13 protein-coding genes, 1 tRNA gene and 1 pseudogene are annotated in these 15,270 nt (G+C 66.2%); 8 read left to right on the forward strand and 7 right to left on the reverse strand.

Annotated elements, in window-relative coordinates; all coding sequences use genetic code 11:
• The first annotated feature begins 62 nt into the window (after positions 1-62).
• Positions 63-1,652, forward strand: a complete 1,590-nt coding sequence (locus BST11_RS06905) for a class I adenylate-forming enzyme family protein (RefSeq protein ID WP_244897554.1) — start codon at positions 63-65, stop codon at positions 1,650-1,652.
• Positions 1,653-1,729: 77 nt separating this feature from the next.
• Here the strand turns inward: BST11_RS06905 and BST11_RS06910 are convergent, their stop codons facing one another.
• Positions 1,730-2,461, reverse strand: a complete 732-nt coding sequence (locus BST11_RS06910) for a TetR/AcrR family transcriptional regulator (RefSeq protein ID WP_372509739.1) — start codon at positions 2,459-2,461, stop codon at positions 1,730-1,732.
• 139 nt (positions 2,462-2,600) lie between these two features.
• On the reverse strand, positions 2,601-3,626 hold the full coding sequence (locus BST11_RS06915; RefSeq protein WP_083137219.1) for an RNA polymerase subunit sigma-70: 1,026 nt from the start codon (positions 3,624-3,626) through the stop codon (positions 2,601-2,603).
• 182 nt (positions 3,627-3,808) lie between these two features.
• Here BST11_RS06915 and BST11_RS06920 point away from each other — a divergent pair, with 182 nt between their 5' ends.
• A complete protein-coding gene (locus BST11_RS06920) occupies positions 3,809-4,102 on the forward strand; it encodes a YciI family protein (RefSeq protein WP_083137220.1) in 294 nt (97 codons plus the stop codon).
• 78 nt (positions 4,103-4,180) lie between these two features.
• On the forward strand, positions 4,181-4,591 hold the full coding sequence (locus BST11_RS06925; RefSeq protein ID WP_083137221.1) for an SRPBCC family protein: 411 nt from the start codon (positions 4,181-4,183) through the stop codon (positions 4,589-4,591).
• 172 nt (positions 4,592-4,763) lie between these two features.
• Here the strand turns inward: BST11_RS06925 and BST11_RS06930 are convergent.
• Together BST11_RS06930 and BST11_RS06935 are read right to left on the reverse strand one after the other, a co-directional pair.
• A pseudogene (locus BST11_RS06930) lies at positions 4,764-5,781 on the reverse strand (IS256 family transposase); the annotation flags it as partial.
• 3 nt (positions 5,782-5,784) lie between these two features.
• Positions 5,785-5,861, reverse strand: a tRNA-Ile gene (locus tag BST11_RS06935).
• A gap of 351 nt (positions 5,862-6,212) precedes the next feature.
• Between BST11_RS06935 and BST11_RS06940 the strand changes: the two genes are divergently transcribed.
• Complete coding sequence (locus BST11_RS06940; protein ID WP_082958434.1) at positions 6,213-7,286, forward strand: PE family protein; 1,074 nt, start codon at positions 6,213-6,215, stop codon at positions 7,284-7,286.
• A gap of 13 nt (positions 7,287-7,299) precedes the next feature.
• Here the strand turns inward: BST11_RS06940 and BST11_RS06945 are convergent, their stop codons facing one another.
• From BST11_RS06945 to BST11_RS06955, 3 genes are read right to left on the reverse strand one after another with little or no spacing between them, the layout of a single operon-like run.
• Entirely contained in the window at positions 7,300-8,136 is an 837-nt protein-coding gene (locus BST11_RS06945; RefSeq protein WP_083137222.1) for a carboxymuconolactone decarboxylase family protein, read from the reverse strand.
• Positions 8,137-8,143: 7 nt separating this feature from the next.
• Positions 8,144-9,517: a TldD/PmbA family protein gene (locus BST11_RS06950; protein ID WP_083137223.1), complete on the reverse strand. Its 1,374-nt coding sequence runs from the start codon at positions 9,515-9,517 to the stop codon at positions 8,144-8,146.
• 49 nt (positions 9,518-9,566) lie between these two features.
• Positions 9,567-11,087: a TldD/PmbA family protein gene (locus BST11_RS06955; RefSeq protein WP_083137224.1), complete on the reverse strand. Its 1,521-nt coding sequence runs from the start codon at positions 11,085-11,087 to the stop codon at positions 9,567-9,569.
• A 46-nt stretch (positions 11,088-11,133) separates the two neighbouring features.
• On the opposite strand from BST11_RS06955, the gene BST11_RS06960 reads away from it, so the two are divergent.
• The 4 genes from BST11_RS06960 to BST11_RS06975 all read left to right on the forward strand — a co-directional run bounded on the left by BST11_RS06960 (position 11,134) and on the right by BST11_RS06975 (position 15,253).
• On the forward strand, positions 11,134-12,018 hold the full coding sequence (locus tag BST11_RS06960) for a carbohydrate ABC transporter permease (RefSeq protein ID WP_083137225.1): 885 nt from the start codon (positions 11,134-11,136) through the stop codon (positions 12,016-12,018).
• A complete protein-coding gene (locus tag BST11_RS06965; protein ID WP_083137226.1) occupies positions 12,005-12,829 on the forward strand; it encodes a carbohydrate ABC transporter permease in 825 nt (274 codons plus the stop codon). The genes BST11_RS06960 and BST11_RS06965 overlap by 14 nt, the downstream gene beginning before the upstream one ends.
• A gap of 82 nt (positions 12,830-12,911) precedes the next feature.
• Entirely contained in the window at positions 12,912-14,249 is a 1,338-nt protein-coding gene (locus BST11_RS06970; protein ID WP_083137259.1) for an ABC transporter substrate-binding protein, read from the forward strand.
• Positions 14,250-14,287: 38 nt separating this feature from the next.
• The gene (locus tag BST11_RS06975) at positions 14,288-15,253 is read left to right on the forward strand and encodes an SPFH domain-containing protein (protein ID WP_083137227.1); all 966 of its coding nucleotides are present in this window, start codon (positions 14,288-14,290) and stop codon (positions 15,251-15,253) included.
• Positions 15,254-15,270: the final 17 nt, after the last annotated feature.

Raw genomic sequence — 15,270 nt, forward strand, 5'->3', positions numbered from 1 at the left:
GCCCGCCGCTGAGCGACGAGCCGGGACTTGGGCCTCTCACGCTTCCAGGCTTTCTGCGTGACGTGACATCGACCTACAGCGACCGAGAAGCACTCGTCTTGCGCACTGCCAACGACGAAATTCGCTGGACGTATTCCGAGCTGTGGGAGAGAGCAGTCGAAGTGGCATGCGCGTTGCGTGCCTGTGGCGTTGGCAAAGACACTCGGGTCGGCGTCTTGATGACCAACCGTCCCGAGTGGATTTCGGCCGTTTTCGGCGTCTCGCTCGCCGGTGGGGTGGCCGTGACACTTAGCACGTTCTCGACCGCGTCGGAGCTCGAATACCTACTCAGGTCGTCAAGTGCCGCCATGCTGCTGTTTGAGCGGAGCGTGCTGAAGACAGACTTCGTGACCGTCTTGTCCGAGCTGGATCCCGCGATTTGCACGATGGCACCAGGAGCGCTGCAGTCCAAAAGGTTCCCATTTCTCCGTCATCTCGCAACGGTCGGAGAAGCGCCGCCCGGCATCGACTCATGGGACACTTTCCTAGCCCGTGGTCGCGGCGAACCGCGCGAACTGGTACAGGCGACCGCTGAAGCAGTACGTCCGAGTGATGCGGCGGCGGTGTTCTTCTCGTCCGGATCCACGAGCAAACCCAAGGGCATCGTGAGCTCCCACCGCGGCGTAACCATCCAAATGTGGCGCTTCAGAACGATGTGCGGGTTCAGCCCCGACGACAACGTCCGTTGCTGGTCGGCTAACGGCTTCTTCTGGTCCGGCAATTTCGTGATGTCACTTGGCGCCACGCTCGCAGCCGGCGGGTCGCTGGTACTGCAACCAACCTTTGACGCCGCCGATGCGCTAGAACTGATGGTCGCGGAGCGCGTGAACTACCCGTTCGCCTGGCCACATCAGTGGGCGCAAATCGAAAGCTTGCCCAACTGGCTTGAGGCGGACTTGAGGAGCATGCGGTTCGCCGACTCCAAGACAGCGATCGCTCGTCATCCCGCGGTGTCCGCCGAAGTGTCCTTCCCGGAACACGCCTACGGCAACACCGAAACATTCACGTTCTCAACGGGATTTGGAGTCAACGCATCGCGCGAGGTGCACGCCGATAGCTGGGGAGTGCCGTTGCCGGGCGTGACGGTCAAGATCGTGGACCCTGCTACCGGCCGAGTGATTTCGCGAGGCGAAAGCGGCGAGATCTGCGTTAAGGGACCCACACTGATGCTGGGCTACCTGGGTACACCGCTGGACGAGACGCTAGACGCGGAGGGGTTCTTCCACACCGGTGACGGCGGATACCTCGACGACGCCGACCGTCTGTTCTGGGACGGCCGGCTCACCGAAATCATCAAGACGGGCGGCGCGAATGTCTCACCGCTGGAGGTCGACGATGCGCTGGCGAAGCATCCGGCGGTGAAGCTGACCAAAACTGTTGGCCTGCCGCATGACAATCTCGGCGAGATCGTTGTCGCGTGCGTCGTGCCGCACGACGGAGCCAGCGTCGAAGCCGACGAGATCCGCAAATACTTGCGAGAACGGCTGGCGAGCTACAAGGTACCGCGCCACGTACTCTTTTTCTGCGAAGCAGAGATCGCCCTGACAGGCAGCAACAAGATCAAGTCCGACGAGCTTCGAGAGCTCGCCGCAAAACGACTGTCGGTCATATGAGCCTAATGAAGCTGTGCCGGTAGCGTTTTGGTGAGCGGGGCGGGAATAGCCACGTACCGATGGCCCCGGTAGTGCACCTAGTTTATTGTCGACTGTTTGCGCGCGGCAGCGTCATCCGCACGCGTTGCCGCCGAGGGGAGGATTGCTTGGCGACACCAGGACCACACAACCTCTTCGGTCAGGGCAGTCTCATCCATCCCACCGTGCAACGCGTTGTACTGGCCCAGCGAAGTGAGGGTGGAGCCCAACAGCGACGTCAGTTGCTTCACGGTGAGGTCGTTTCGAACGAGGCCCGCTTGCGAACATGCGGTCAAAATCTCTGTCAACAGCTTGCGGTGCGGTTCCCATACCTTCGCAAACGCTTCCGGATTATCCAGTTCAAGGCTCAAGTTGTAAATCAGCACAAGACGACCGCCTACTTCTTGCGATGAGCCGGGACGGGACAGCACTCCTCTGCACCATGCCTCCAGCTGCCCCATCGGGCCTTCTGCCGCCTCGACTTTTTCCCTTATCGCTTCGGTGAATTGAGCAGTGACGTCTTCGTACAAGGCCAACAGAAGTTCGTCCTTGCCGGCGAAGTGCTGATAGAAGGTCCTTACGCTGAGGTTCGCACGATCGGCCAGTGTCTGTAACGTGAAACTCGCTTGCCCGGATTCTTGGACCAGCTCCAGCGCCGTCGCCATAAACCGCGTGCTCCGAGCAACCGCTAAAGCCCGCGCATCGCCGAGGCGACGCTCAATTGCTCGTTCCTGCCACGTGCGGCCCTGATGGCTGTCCTCGTTCGAGGTTCGCGGGCGACCGTTGTCGATTTTGTCGTTCACTGCAGGCAAATATACCGCCGATTCACCTGCGATCAGCCGTCTGCTCCTGACCCACATAGTCTTTTTTCGACGCGCAAAGGAGCAATTGTCAAGACCTGTGGATCGGTACTGCGGCTGGCGCGCGGTGTTATGTGCCGGCTGCCGGACGGGGCAGGATCCGTGACAGGCCGAAACTGGGCAGTACCGCGGCATCGAAGCGGGTGACTTCACGGACCAAGTCACCGGCGAGGGTCAGGACGACGATGCCCACTGATCGCCATACCCCCGCGGTTGGGTCTGCGACGTATGCAGCGAAAGCCGGCTGACCATTGGCACGGGTGTGAACCACGTGCATGGTTCGCCCGCGCGGTGGAGACATGGCGGTGAAAAAGCGTTCGGCCGCTGCGCGCCCTTGATATTCGAACGGCATCGGCGGCATCTTGACCCACGCGTCCTCGCTGAGCAGGGCAACGATCGCGGGAACATCGTGCGCGACGAATGCCTCGACGAACCGTTCGACCGTTTGGCGTTCGGTGGTCGAACCGGCACCCGGCGCTAACTCAAGACTGCCACGGTGCTCAAGCTTGTCGCGGAGCGTGGCACGGGCGCGCTTGAGCGCGCTGGTGACGGATTCCTCGGTGGTGTCGAGGGTGTTCGCGACCTCGCTGGCTCGGTAACCGAGGACGTCGCGCAGGATCAGCACCGCCCGCTGCCGGGGCGGTAGCAGTTGTAGCGCGGTGATGAACGCGAGTGAGATCGCCTCGCGTGTCGCCACCACGGCGTCGGGGCCCGGCGCGTCGTCGGGTAGGTCATCGAGCAAGACATCCGGGTAGGGTTGAAGCCAGCCCACCTCGCTGGTCCTCGTGGGCTCCGGGGGCTCCACACGCGGGACCGTCGTCATCGCAGCGGGTCGCCGGGCGCCTGCGCGCAACGCGTCGAGGCTACGGTTGGTCGCCACCCGGTACAGCCAGGTGCGGAGCGCCGCGCGCCCCTCGAAACCGGCCAATCCCTGCCACGCCGAGAGCAGGGTTTCCTGGACGGCGTCTTCGGCATCTTGAAACGAACCGAGGATTCGGTAGCAGTGCACATGCAGTTCACGCCGGTAGGGCGCGACCAGCGAGTCGAACGCCGTCGCGTCGCCGGCCTGAGCCCGCGCCAACAGATCCGCCGCCATCTCGTCACTATCGCATCGATTCACTCTCATGCCCCTCCGAACTTCACGGTCCCTAATACAGACGTCGACAGGCGAGCGAACTGGGCGACGAATAACCGACCAGTTTGGCATGCCCAGGAGGACTAGATAGAGGACCGCACGATGGATGCCCCGCAGCAGCGGATGGATGAAGGGATCGACCGATGGCTGAGTTTGTATTCGCGTATCGGATGCCGGAGAACTACCAAATGGGCGAAACGGACGTCAGGGAAGCGTGGCAGGCGTGGTTTGCCGGGATGGGTGAGGATCTGCTCGACATGGGCAAGCCTGCCGCGGCCGCCGAGACCGTCGGGCGCTGCGGCAACGCTACGTGGCTGGGCGGCTTCTCGATCATCCGCGCCAACAGCGCTGAGAAAGCCCTAGAAATCGCCCGCCGCTGCCCGGGCCTAGCCTCCGGCGGCGGCGTCGAGGTCGCCACCCTGCTCGACCTTCGCTGACCGCCCTCACAAACACGTCGATCGAAAGGGACATAACTCATGTACGACATCAGACATCGAGTCGGAATCAATACGCCCATGCCGGAAGTACTCTCGGCCGTCTGCACACCCGAGGGAGTCAGCAAGTGGTGGAGCAGTGACGTCCGCGACGCCGGCGACGACCGGCTCGCGATCTACTTCGGCCGACCCGACCCCTCGGCGGTTATGGCCGTCAAACGCAGCGCACAGACCGCAGTGGGGGAATCCTGCATGTGGACCTGCGTGCAAGGGCCCCCCGAATGGGTCGACACCACCATCACGTTCGACTTGCGTCGCGACGGCGACGAGACCGTCGTCGTTTTTACCCACACCGGTTGGCGCGAACCCGTCGAGTTCATGCACCACTGCAGCACCAGATGGGGCTACTTCCTCTTAAGCCTCAAATCGACCCTCGAAGGCGGCCCTTCGACGCGTTGGCCGGACGACATCGCGATCAGTTCATGGCGGTAAACGACGACCTGCGCGGCGCCCACCGAACCAGTCTCGAGAATGACAGAACGTAAAACGTGGCCCCCCGAGGAAGTGACCGGACCCGTGAACTGGTCCACATGGATCAACCGATCGGGGTCCGCCCATTGGCACGGGCGCGAGGAATTGTCGAGACCTGTGAATTGGGGGTGTTTCAGGCGACCTCCGTTCCGGTTGATTCGGTCGGTTCGGGCGGGGTGATATCGATGGGGCGTTCGAGCAATTTGCCTTTATGGAACACCGCCCCGGCACGGACGAGGGCGACCAGGTGTGGTGCGTTGACGGCACACCAGCGGGCTTGTGCGGCATCAATGAGCTTGTGAGCCATGGCAATCCCTGCTGCACGCGAGCCGGGTCCTTTGGTGACCTTCGTCCGCTACCGCACCGAGGCAAACATCGATTCGATCGGGTTGCTGGCGCGCAGATGAATCCAGTGCTCGGCCGGGTATTTGTAGAACTCCAAGAGGACATCGGCGTCGTCGACGATCTTGGCGACCGCTTTGGGATACTTGGCGCCGTAGTCGACCTCGAACGCTTTGATCGCGACCTGAGCATTGTCGACGTCCTCCGCGTTGTAGACGTCCTTGATTGCCGCCGACGCCGCGGGATGCGCTGAGTTCGGCAGAGCAGCAAGGACATTAGCCTGCTTGTGAAACCAGCAGCGTTGCTCACGAGTGGCTGGGAACACCTCGCGCCACCGCTTTCCAGAACCCCAGGGCGCCGTCGCCGACGGCGAGCACCGGGGCGGTCATCCCGCGGCGGCGGCAATCACGCAGCAGATCAGCCCACGACTCGGTCGACTCCCTGTATCCGTCGGTCAGGGCGACGAGCTCCTGGCGGCCATCAGCACGCACCCCAAGCATCACCAACAAACACAGTTTCTCCTGGTCGAGGCGAACTCTGAGGTGGATGCCGTCGACCCATAGGTAGACGTAGTCGGTACCGGAGAGATCCCGACCGGCGAAGGTGTTGGCTTCGTCCTGCCACTGCGCGGTGAGCCGGGTGATCGTCGCTGCCGACAGACCGGCACCTGAGCCAAGGAACTGCTCCAAAGCAGGCCCGAAGTCACTGGTCGACAGGCCGTGCAGGTACAGCAGCGGCAACACCTCGCTCAGCTGCGGTGACTTACGCGCCCAGGCCGGCAGGATCGCCGAGGAAGACCGTTGCCGCTCTTATGGTGGGGCGGGCGGGGCTCGAACCCGCGACCAACGGATTATGAGTCCGCGGCTCTAACCAACTGAGCTACCGCCCCTCGTTCCAACTCCTGCCGAGGGTCCTGCACGCCCCGGCACGACCTCGACATTAGCGCGCGCACCGATGGCCCAGAGCGTCCCGGTGCACGGAGCCCGGCCGGATGGTCCCACAGCAATGCATCGCCGTCGAATGCACTGCGCTATTCCCAGCAATCCCCCCGTGGGACTACCGCGTGCGCTATTAGACACACTAGTATGTCAGGTTTTGGTCGGGGGCCGGCCGCGATTGTCAATCCTCGAGTTGTCTCCGAAATTTTCGTCGCAATGACGCTTTTTGGTGTTAGCATCTGTGCGATTTCGGCTTTCTCCGTGATCGATGTTGTGGCCTTTTCGACGAAGAGGAGGGTGCTATGTCGTTAGTGAGCGTCACGCCGGACGTGGTGGGTGCGGCCAGCGCAAATCTCGAGGAAATCGGCTCTTCATTACGCGCGGCTCATGCGGCTGCGGCCGCCCAGACAACGGCGATCGCCGCGCCGGCCGCCGACGAGATATCGCAGGCGATCACGTCATTTTTCGGTACGGCCGCAAGGGAGTACCAAGCGCTGAGCTCACGAGCAGCGGTTTTTCACGAAACGTTCGTAAGCACCCTGAATGGGGGGGTCGTCCAGTATCTCACCGCTGAAGCCGCCAATGTGCAGCAAACGTTGATAAATGCGGTGAATGGTCCCGCCGAGGCCCTGTTGGGTCACCCGTTGATCGGACCAGCTCCACGTCCCATCGCAACGATGGCGGCCGCCGCCACCGCGGCCGAGAGCCTCAACACACCGTTCGGGCCCATTTCGTTCACGTTCGGCGGGACCCCACCCTCCGGTCCGGACATGACCGGCCCGTTCTCGGGATGGGTGAATGCCACAACACCACTGGGTGCCGCTCAGCTTTCGCTGAGCGGCATGGGATTGGGCAGCAACACGTACCAGGTCACCGGGGGGTCGCTCAACTGGCCCCTGCTGGCCACCCTGCTGAGCACTGCGACTTCGACGGGAGGACCGGCCGTCTCCGGCGGTGGAGCGCTCCTGTCGTCCCTGCAGACCGCGTTCACCGCCGCGGCCCACGGGGATCTGCTGGGCGCGGCGACCGCGGTTGCGTCGGCTCCCGGAAACGTCTTGAACGGCATACTGTTTGGCAGCCAATCCGTCACCATCCCGCTGGATACCTCCTCTTTGGGAGGCCCGACGGTCAACGTGAACGTTCCCTACCCCGGGCTTTTCGCGTCGCCCCAGCCGATAACGGTTTCGTGGCCGGAATTCAGCTACACGCCGACCGGCGGCCCCACCTACACCGTCCTGGGTGCCTCGAACCTTCCGCTTCAAGGCACCGAGGTGCCGGGCCTCGTTCCGTTGGCCGCAAACACCATCGGCGCCATCCCCGCGGGCATCGCGGCCCTCGTCGTTCAGGCCGCCACCGCTATCGTCGCCGCCGTCTAGCGCCCCGCGGCGTTCAGCTGAACACCGTCTGCCCGTCGGCATCGAGCAGGTACCGCTCGGTGCCGTGCTCGACCCGGGGGGCATCGGCACCCAACGAGACGGCGACCTTGTTGCTGGCGTTGCGCATGACGTCGAAGGTGAGCTCCACGGCCTCGGCCTCCGAGAACCGGGAGCGCACCTCGGCGGCGACGTCGGCGACGAGGTGCGCAGGGGTCCAAATTAACCCATCGGTGTAGCGCAGCGCTGCCTTAGCGCGCTGGGTCAGCGACGGCGAGTCCTCGTAGCGCTCGACGTCGCCGTAAAGCTCCTCCGAACCCCCGGCGTCCAGCGCGGTGCCCTCGCGCAACGACTTGCACAGCCGGCAGTTGTGCTGCGCCGCGCCGCGCAACCGGACCAACTCGGCGGTGATCGGATCCAGCGCGCGCATCCGGGCCACCGCCGGCAGGAATTCGTTGAACACCACGTCCGACGGCTCGGTGGTGTGGTCCCACGCGACGGGCCCGCGAACCCAACCGAGATGCTCCGAGCCGACGCCGAGCGCCTCCAGCCCGGCGCGCACCCGCGGCACGAAGTCGGCGATGTACATCTGCACCACGACGTTGAAGGTGCTGTCCCCCAGCTGCTTCCACAGCCGCGACCGCTGCTCGCCGGTGATCGCCGAGACGTCGACGCTGAACTGCTCGGCGAACTCGGCGACGACGGTCTCGGCCTCCGACTCGGGCTCGCCGACCTCCACGCACGCGGGCAACGGCGGCAACGACAACGTCTGCGCACACACCCGCCGGACCAAGCCCGCGATGCGTCCGTCGCCGGGCGACATGGGCGATAGCGCCACCAATTGATCGAGCATCAGAACATTATTGCGCCTGGCTCACCGACGACATGTAAAAGTCGGGTATCCGCAGCGACGGCATGGCCGCCCGGGTGGCCCAGTCGCCCCATTCCCGGGGCAGGGTCTTCTCGCTGATCCCGGCCTCGGTGGCCCTGCGCAGCAGGTCAAGCGGGCTCTCGTTGAAGCGGAAATTGTTGACCGCGGCGGTCACCTCGCCGTCCTCGATGAGATAGACCCCGTCGCGGGTCAGGCCGGTCAACAGCAGGGTGGTGGGGTCGACCTCGCGGATGTACCACAGCGTGCTGAGCAGCAGGCCACGTTCGGTGGCCGCGATCATGTCGGCGAGTTCGGTTGGTCCGCCGGTCATCACGAGATTGTCGGCGGCGACGGCGACCTTGGCGTCGAACTTGGCGGCCGTGGCCCGGGGGTAGGCCAGCGCGTTGATCACCCCGTCGCGGATCCAGTCCACCTGCGCGATCTCCATGCCGTTGTCGAACACCGACACCGTTTCCGAGGAGTTGCTCACCGCGACGAACGGCGTGCACGCCAACCCCGGCGCCATCGGATCGGAGAACAGCGTCAGCGGCAGGTCGGTCAGCCGCTCCCCCACCCTCGTCCCGCCGCCGGGGGCCGAGAAGGCGGTGCGGCCCTCCTGGGCGCCGCGGCCGCTCATCGACCAGGCCAGGTAGATCATCATGTCGGCCACCGTCGACGGCGGCATGATCGTCTCGTAGCGCCCCGCGGGCAGCTCGACGGTGCGCTCGGCCCAGCCGAGCCTCGTCGCCAACTGCTCGAGCAGTGAATCGGTCGGCACCTCAACGAAATCGGCGGTGCCCGTCCCCGCCCACGCGCTGGCCTCGCCGCGCTTGGCGTTGATCTCCACCGCGCCGGTGGGCTGGCTGTAGCGGCGCCGCAGCCCCGTCGACGACGCCAGGAACGTCGTCGAAACGCTGTGGTGGGCAAAGCCATACAGCCGATCGGCACCGCGGAAAGCCCGGCTCAACGAGTCGGCGACGTCGGCGAACACCAGCGGGCCCGTGCCCGGCACCGGCGCGTCCCAATCGGCGGGCTCGCCGGTATCGGCCAGCAGCGGCGCCGCGTCGCCGGCCTCGGGCGCCGAGCGGGCGGCCTCCTGGGACGCGGCCACCAAACCGGGGATCACCCGCGGATCCACCTCGGCGGAGACAACCGTACCGATGTGGGCGCTATCGCCGTGACGCACAACGGAAATCACGGCGATGTTGCGGCTCACCGAAACCCCGTTGGTGGTCATGGAGTTGCCGGCCCACCGCAACGTCGCCTCGACCTTGTCGGTGACCAGCACCATCGTCTCGGTGGCGCCGCCGAGCTTGGCTGCCTCGTCGAGAACAAGGTTGACGACGTGCTGCGCGGTGATCATTCGCGCCACTCCTCAGCATCGCTTCGCCCTGCATCGTCGCCGGCGCGGATCATTGGCGGCCACCCTCGGTGCGCGTGTTGAGCACGTTGACGCCCCGAAACAGCGCCGACGGGCAGCCATGGCTGACCGGCGCGATCTGGCCGGGCTGCGCCTTGCCGCAGTTGAACGCGCCGCCCAGCCGCCAGGTCGACGGGCCGCCCACCGCCTCCATGGAGTTCCAGAAGTCGGTGGTGGTGGCCTGGTAGGCGACGTCGCGCAGTTGGCCGTCCAGCCGGCCGTTGCGGATGCGGAAGAAGCGCTGCCCGGTGAACTGAAAGTTGTAGCGCTGCATGTCGATTGACCAGGATTTGTCGCCGACGATGTAGATGCCGTCCTCGACGTGGCCGATCAGCTCGTCGGTGCTGATGTCCTCGGCGGCGGGCTGCAGCGAGACGTTGGCCATCCGCTGGATCGGCACGTGATGCGGCGAGTCGGCGTACGAACACCCGTTGGAGCGCGGTTGCCCCAGTCTCAGCGCGAAGACGCGGTCGAGCTGGTAGCCGACGAAGATGCCGTCGCGTACCAGGTCCCAGCTTTGGGCCGCCACCCCTTCGTCGTCGTAGCCGACGCTGGCCAGGCCGTGTTCGACGGTGCGGTCGGCCGTCACGTTCATCACCGGCGAGCCGTACCGCATGGTGCCCAGCTTGTCGGGGGTGGCGAACGACGTCCCGGCGTAGGCGGCCTCGTAGCCGATCGCGCGGTCGTATTCTGTTGCGTGGCCGATGGATTCGTGGATGGTCAGCCACAGATTGGTCGGGTCGATCACCAGGTCGGTGGGCCCGGCGGCCACGCTGGGCGCCTTGACCTTCTCGGCGAGCAGCACCGGCAGCTGCACGAGCTCGTCGGTCCAGTTGAACACGTCGTCGCCGGCCACCGCTTCCCAGCCTCGGCCCATCGGCGGGGCGAGCGTGCGCATCGATTCGAAGCTGCCCGCCGCGGCGTCGACGGTCACCGCCTGCAGCGTCGGCTGCACCCGCACCCGCTGCTGGGTGATCGACGACCCGAACGTGTCGGCGTAGAACGTCTGTTCCTTGACGGCGGTGAGCACGGCCGACACGTGGTCGATGCCGTCGGCGCCCAGCAGCCGCCCGGAGTACTCCTCGAGCACGGCGATCTTGTCGGGGCCGGGGATTTCGAAGGGGTCGATTCGGTAGTTCGACACCCAGGTGGCGTCCGCGTATACGGGCTCCTCGGCGAGTTCGACGCGGTCGGTGTTGAGCACCGCCAGCGTGGTGGCCACGTGCACGGCGCGGCGCGCCGTCTCGGCGGCGACTGCGGGGGCCAACTCCGCGTGCGACGCGAATCCCCAGGTGCCGTCGACGATCACCCGTACGGCCAGGCCGACCTCGCGGCTGACGACGGCGTTTTCCAGCTCGCCGTCGCGCAGCTGGATGATCTCGGTGCTGATCCGGTGAAGGCGCAGGTCGGCGTGGCTGGCGCCGGCCGCTGTGGCGGCCGCCAGCGCGGCTTCGGCGAGCTCCTGGCGGGGAAGGTCCAAAAAGTCGGCATCGATCCCCCGGTTCGGTGTCACGGCTCCACCGTATCGACTTCCTGCCCCGGCCCGCTTTAATACCTCCATGGCCAGCGCCGTGTCGAGCAAGCCGCCTCGATCCGCCGCGCTGGGCTACGCCCTGCTGGCGCCGAGCCTGTTCGGGGTGGTCGCCTTTTTGCTGCTGCCGATCCTGGTGGTGATCTGGCTGAGCCTGTACCGGTGGGATCTGCTGGGCCCGCTGCGCTACGTGGGCCTGGCCAACTGGCGGTCGGTGCTGGGCGACCCGGGGTTCGGCAACTCGCTGGTGGTCACCGCGGCCTTCGTGGCGATCGTGGTTCCCGCGCAGACCATCCTGGGGCTGGTCGCCGCGACGATGCTGGCCCGCCGGCTGCCCGGCACCGGGCTGTTTCGCACCGTCTACGTGCTGCCGTGGATCTGCGCCCCGCTGGCGATCGCGGTGCTGTGGCGCTGGATCCTCGCGCCCACCGACGGCGCGGTCAGCGCCGTCCTCGGCCACAGCATCGGGTGGCTGTCCGACCCCGGCTTCGCGCTGCCGCTGGTGTCGGCCGTCGTCGTGTGGACCAACGTCGGCTACGTGTCGCTGTCGTTGTTGGCGGGACTGCTGGCGATCCCCGGCGACGTGTATGCGGCCGCGCGTACCGACGGCGCCAACGCGTGGCAGCGGTTCTGGCGCATCACCCTGCCCATGCTGCGCCCGACGATGTTCTTCGTCATGGTGACCGGGATCGTCAGCGCCGCACAGGTTTTCGACACGGTCTACGCGCTGACCGGTGGCGGGCCCGCGGGCAGCACGGATCTGGTGGCCCACCGCATCTACGCCGAGGCCTTCGGGTCGGCGGCGATCGGGCGGGCGTCGGTGATGGCGGTGGTCCTGTTCGTCATCCTGATCGGGGTCACCGTCGTCCAGCATCTGTACTTCCGGCGGCGGATCAGCTATGACCTCGTCTAGCCGCCACTTCAACGCGATCGTCTACACCGGGCTGGCGCTTGGCGCGCTGATCACATTGGCGCCCTTCGTGCTTGGCCTGCTGACCTCGTTCACCTCGGCGCACCAGTTCGTCACCGGCACGCCGCTGCAATGGCCGCGCCCGCCGACGCTGGCCAACTACGCCGATCTGGGCGGCGCCGGATTCGGCCGCGCCGCGGCGGTGACCGCGCTGATGACGGCCGTGATCCTGGTGGGTCAGCTGACGTTTTCGGTGCTGGCCGGATACGCGTTCGCGCGCTTGCAGTTTCCCGGGCGCGACGCGCTGTTCTGGGTCTACATCGCGACGCTGATGGTGCCCGCGACCGTCACCGTGGTGCCGATGTATCTGATGATGGCGCAGCTGGGCCTGCGCAACACGTTCTGGGCGTTGGTGTTGCCGTTCATGTTCGGCTCCCCCTACGCGATCTTCCTGCTGCGCGAGCACTTCCGCATCATCCCGAACGATTTGATCAACGCCGCGCGCCTCGACGGGGCCAACACCCTGGACGTGATCGTGCACGTGGTGGTCCCGTCCAGTCGCCCGGTCTTGGCCGCCCTGACGCTGATCACGGTGGTCTCGCAGTGGAACAACTTCATGTGGCCGTTGGTGATCACCAGCGGGCACAAGTGGCGGGTGCTCACCGTCGCGACGGCCGATCTACAGTCGCGGTTCAACTCCCAGTGGACGCTGGTGATGGCGGCCACGACGCTCGCGATCGTCCCGCTGATCACGCTTTTCGTGTGCTTCCAGCGCCACATCGTGGCCTCGATCGTGGTCTCGGGGCTGAAATGAGCGGGTTGAGCGCCGAGATCGCCGGCAGCGCCGCATTTTGCGCCGGATCGCGACCACCACGGCAATCTCGGCGCGGCACACCATGACCCGCCCCCGCTCCTCCACGGTGGTCGCCGGTTCGCTGGTGCTCGTCGCGGCGCTGCTGGCGCTCATGGCGGTGGTGCTGGACTACTCCGGCGAGTCCCACGGCGGCACGATCGTCGTCAAGGTGCGGCTGTGGGGCGAGCAGATCGCCGCGGCGTACCGCCGGTCGTTCGAGGCGTTCCACCGCACGCACCCCGGCATCGAGGTGCGCACCGACATCGTCGCGTACTCGACGTATTTCGACACGCTGCGCACCGACGTCGCCGGCGGCGGCGCCGACGACATCTTCTGGCTGTCCAACGCGTACCTGGCCGCCTACGCCGACGACGGCCGCCTGCTGGACATCGGCAAGACCCTGGGCCCGGCTGCCGCCGCCGACTGGGAGCCGGCCGTGGTCGACCAGTTCACCCGCGGCGGGGTGTTGTGGGGCGTGCCGCAGCTGACCGACGCCGGAATCGCGCTGTACTACAACGCGGACCTGCTGGGGGCGGCCGGGGTCGACCCCGCGCAACTCGACACCCTGCGCTGGAGCCCCGACGGCGGCGACACGTTGCGCCCGCTGCTGGCCCGGCTGACCGTCGACGCCAACGGAAACGCCGCCGGCACTCCGCGTTTCGACCCCCGACGGGTGCGCCAGTGGGGCTACAACGCCGCCAACGACCCACAGGGGATCTACCTGAACTACATCGGCTCGGCGGGCGGGGTGTTCCAGCGCGACGACGAATTCGCGTTCGACAATCCGGCGGCGGTGGCGGCGTTCCGCTACCTGGTCGGCCTGATCAACGACGACCACGTGGCGCCGCCGGCCGCGGACACCAACGACAACGGCGACTTCTCCCGCAACCAGTTCCTGGCCGGCCGGATGGCGCTGTTTCAGTCGGGCACCTACAACCTGGAGCCGGTCGCCCGCGACGCGCGGTTCCGCTGGGGCGTGGCGATGATGCCCGCCGGCCCCGCCGGGCGGGTGAGCGTCACCAATGGCATTGCCGCGGCGGGCAACTCAGCAACCCGGCACCCGGACGCGGTGCGCCAGGTCCTGGCCTGGATGGGCAGCCGCGAGGGCAATGAATACCTGGGCGATCACGGCGCGGCCATCCCCGCGGTGCTGTCGGCACAGCGGGCCTACTTCGACCACTGGGCCGCCGAGGGCGTCGACGTCACGCCCTTCTTCGCCGTGCTCAAGGGCCCCCGCATCCCCGCCCCCGGCGGCGCCGGGTTCCCCGCGGGGTACACGGCACTGCAAAGCTACTTCGACGAAATGTTCCTGGGCCGAGGCGATGTCGCCGAAACCCTGCGCAAGGCCCAGGCGGCGGCCAACGCCGCGGCTCGCCGGTAGGCGAAATGTGATTCACGGATTCCAAGGAAAGGAATGGCATGCCTGGTTGGTGGATTGTGGCGATCCTGTTTTTCCTGCTGGCGATTGGGCTGCTCATCGCCAGCGTGTTCCTCGACAAGCCGGCCCGGACGACGTGGTGGGGCATCTGTGGCGCCGCCGCGTTGTTCGGCGTGATCTTCACGCTGAGTAGCGCCTACGACCGGGTGGACACGCGAAACGTCGGCATCATCACCGAGTTCGGCAAGCCGGTTGGTGTCCACGGCGCCGGGATTGTCTGGCATGCGCCATGGCGCAAGGTCTCCGAGCTGTCGGAGGCGATCCAGTTGCAGGCGTTCGAATCGAACAACTACGACGACGCCAGCCAGGGCAAGGGCGCCAACAACAACCCGGCGGCGATCAACGTTCGGCTGGCCAACAACTCCAACGCCTACGTCGACGAGAACCTGAGCTGGCGGTTGCGGGAGGGCGCGGCCCCGAAGCTGTTCCAGGATTACGGCGGGGCCAACGTGTTCCAGACCATCAAGGAGCAGTTGGTGGACCGGCAGGCGCAGGTGGCGTTGTCGAAGGTGTTCGCGACGTTCAACCCTCAGGTCATGCTGGCGGCCGCCGCGAACGCGCCCGGCGCGCAGCCGCAGATGCCCTCTCCCGCGCAGGGCGCGGACTTGCCCGCGATGGCCGCACAGGTGAAGAAGGATCTGCAGGAGGCGGTGGGCTCCGAGATCGAGATCCTCGATGTGCGGATCCCGCGGATCTTTTACGACCAGCCGACGCAGCAGCGCATCGACGCCTACAACCAGAAGGTTCAGGAGACCATCAACGCCCAGCAGGATGTCAAGACCGCGGAGCAGAACCGGTTGGCCGCCGAACAACGCGCCAACCAACCGCCACCGGATCTGCGGATCGCGATCTTCAACTGCCTCAACGACCAGGTGAAGAACGGGCGCGACCCCGCCGGATGCTGGGGCCAAATCGGTGGCCAGCCGCTGGTGCAGGTGCCGCGCTGAACGCCACCCGCTCGAGC

This window comes from Mycobacterium alsense, assembly GCF_002086635.1.
GTDB classification, from domain to species: Bacteria; Actinomycetota; Actinomycetes; order Mycobacteriales; family Mycobacteriaceae; genus Mycobacterium; species Mycobacterium alsense.

What these genes read in the sequence shown, in the direction of transcription:
- BST11_RS06915 (WP_083137219.1), bottom strand. Translation starts at nt 3,626, where the DNA reads ATGGCGGCGGATCTGTTGGCGCGGGCTCAGGCCGGCGACGCGACGGCG.
- BST11_RS06920 (WP_083137220.1), top strand. Translation starts at nt 3,809, where the DNA reads ATGGCTGAGTTTGTATTCGCGTATCGGATGCCGGAGAACTACCAAATG.
- BST11_RS06925 (WP_083137221.1), top strand. Translation starts at nt 4,181, where the DNA reads ATGCCGGAAGTACTCTCGGCCGTCTGCACACCCGAGGGAGTCAGCAAG.
- BST11_RS06940 (WP_082958434.1), top strand. Translation starts at nt 6,213, where the DNA reads ATGTCGTTAGTGAGCGTCACGCCGGACGTGGTGGGTGCGGCCAGCGCA.
- BST11_RS06945 (WP_083137222.1), bottom strand. Translation starts at nt 8,136, where the DNA reads ATGCTCGATCAATTGGTGGCGCTATCGCCCATGTCGCCCGGCGACGGA.
- BST11_RS06950 (WP_083137223.1), bottom strand. Translation starts at nt 9,517, where the DNA reads ATGATCACCGCGCAGCACGTCGTCAACCTTGTTCTCGACGAGGCAGCC.
- BST11_RS06960 (WP_083137225.1), top strand. Translation starts at nt 11,134, where the DNA reads ATGGCCAGCGCCGTGTCGAGCAAGCCGCCTCGATCCGCCGCGCTGGGC.
- BST11_RS06965 (WP_083137226.1), top strand. Translation starts at nt 12,005, where the DNA reads ATGACCTCGTCTAGCCGCCACTTCAACGCGATCGTCTACACCGGGCTG.
- BST11_RS06970 (WP_083137259.1), top strand. Translation starts at nt 12,912, where the DNA reads ATGACCCGCCCCCGCTCCTCCACGGTGGTCGCCGGTTCGCTGGTGCTC.
- BST11_RS06975 (WP_083137227.1), top strand. Translation starts at nt 14,288, where the DNA reads ATGCCTGGTTGGTGGATTGTGGCGATCCTGTTTTTCCTGCTGGCGATT.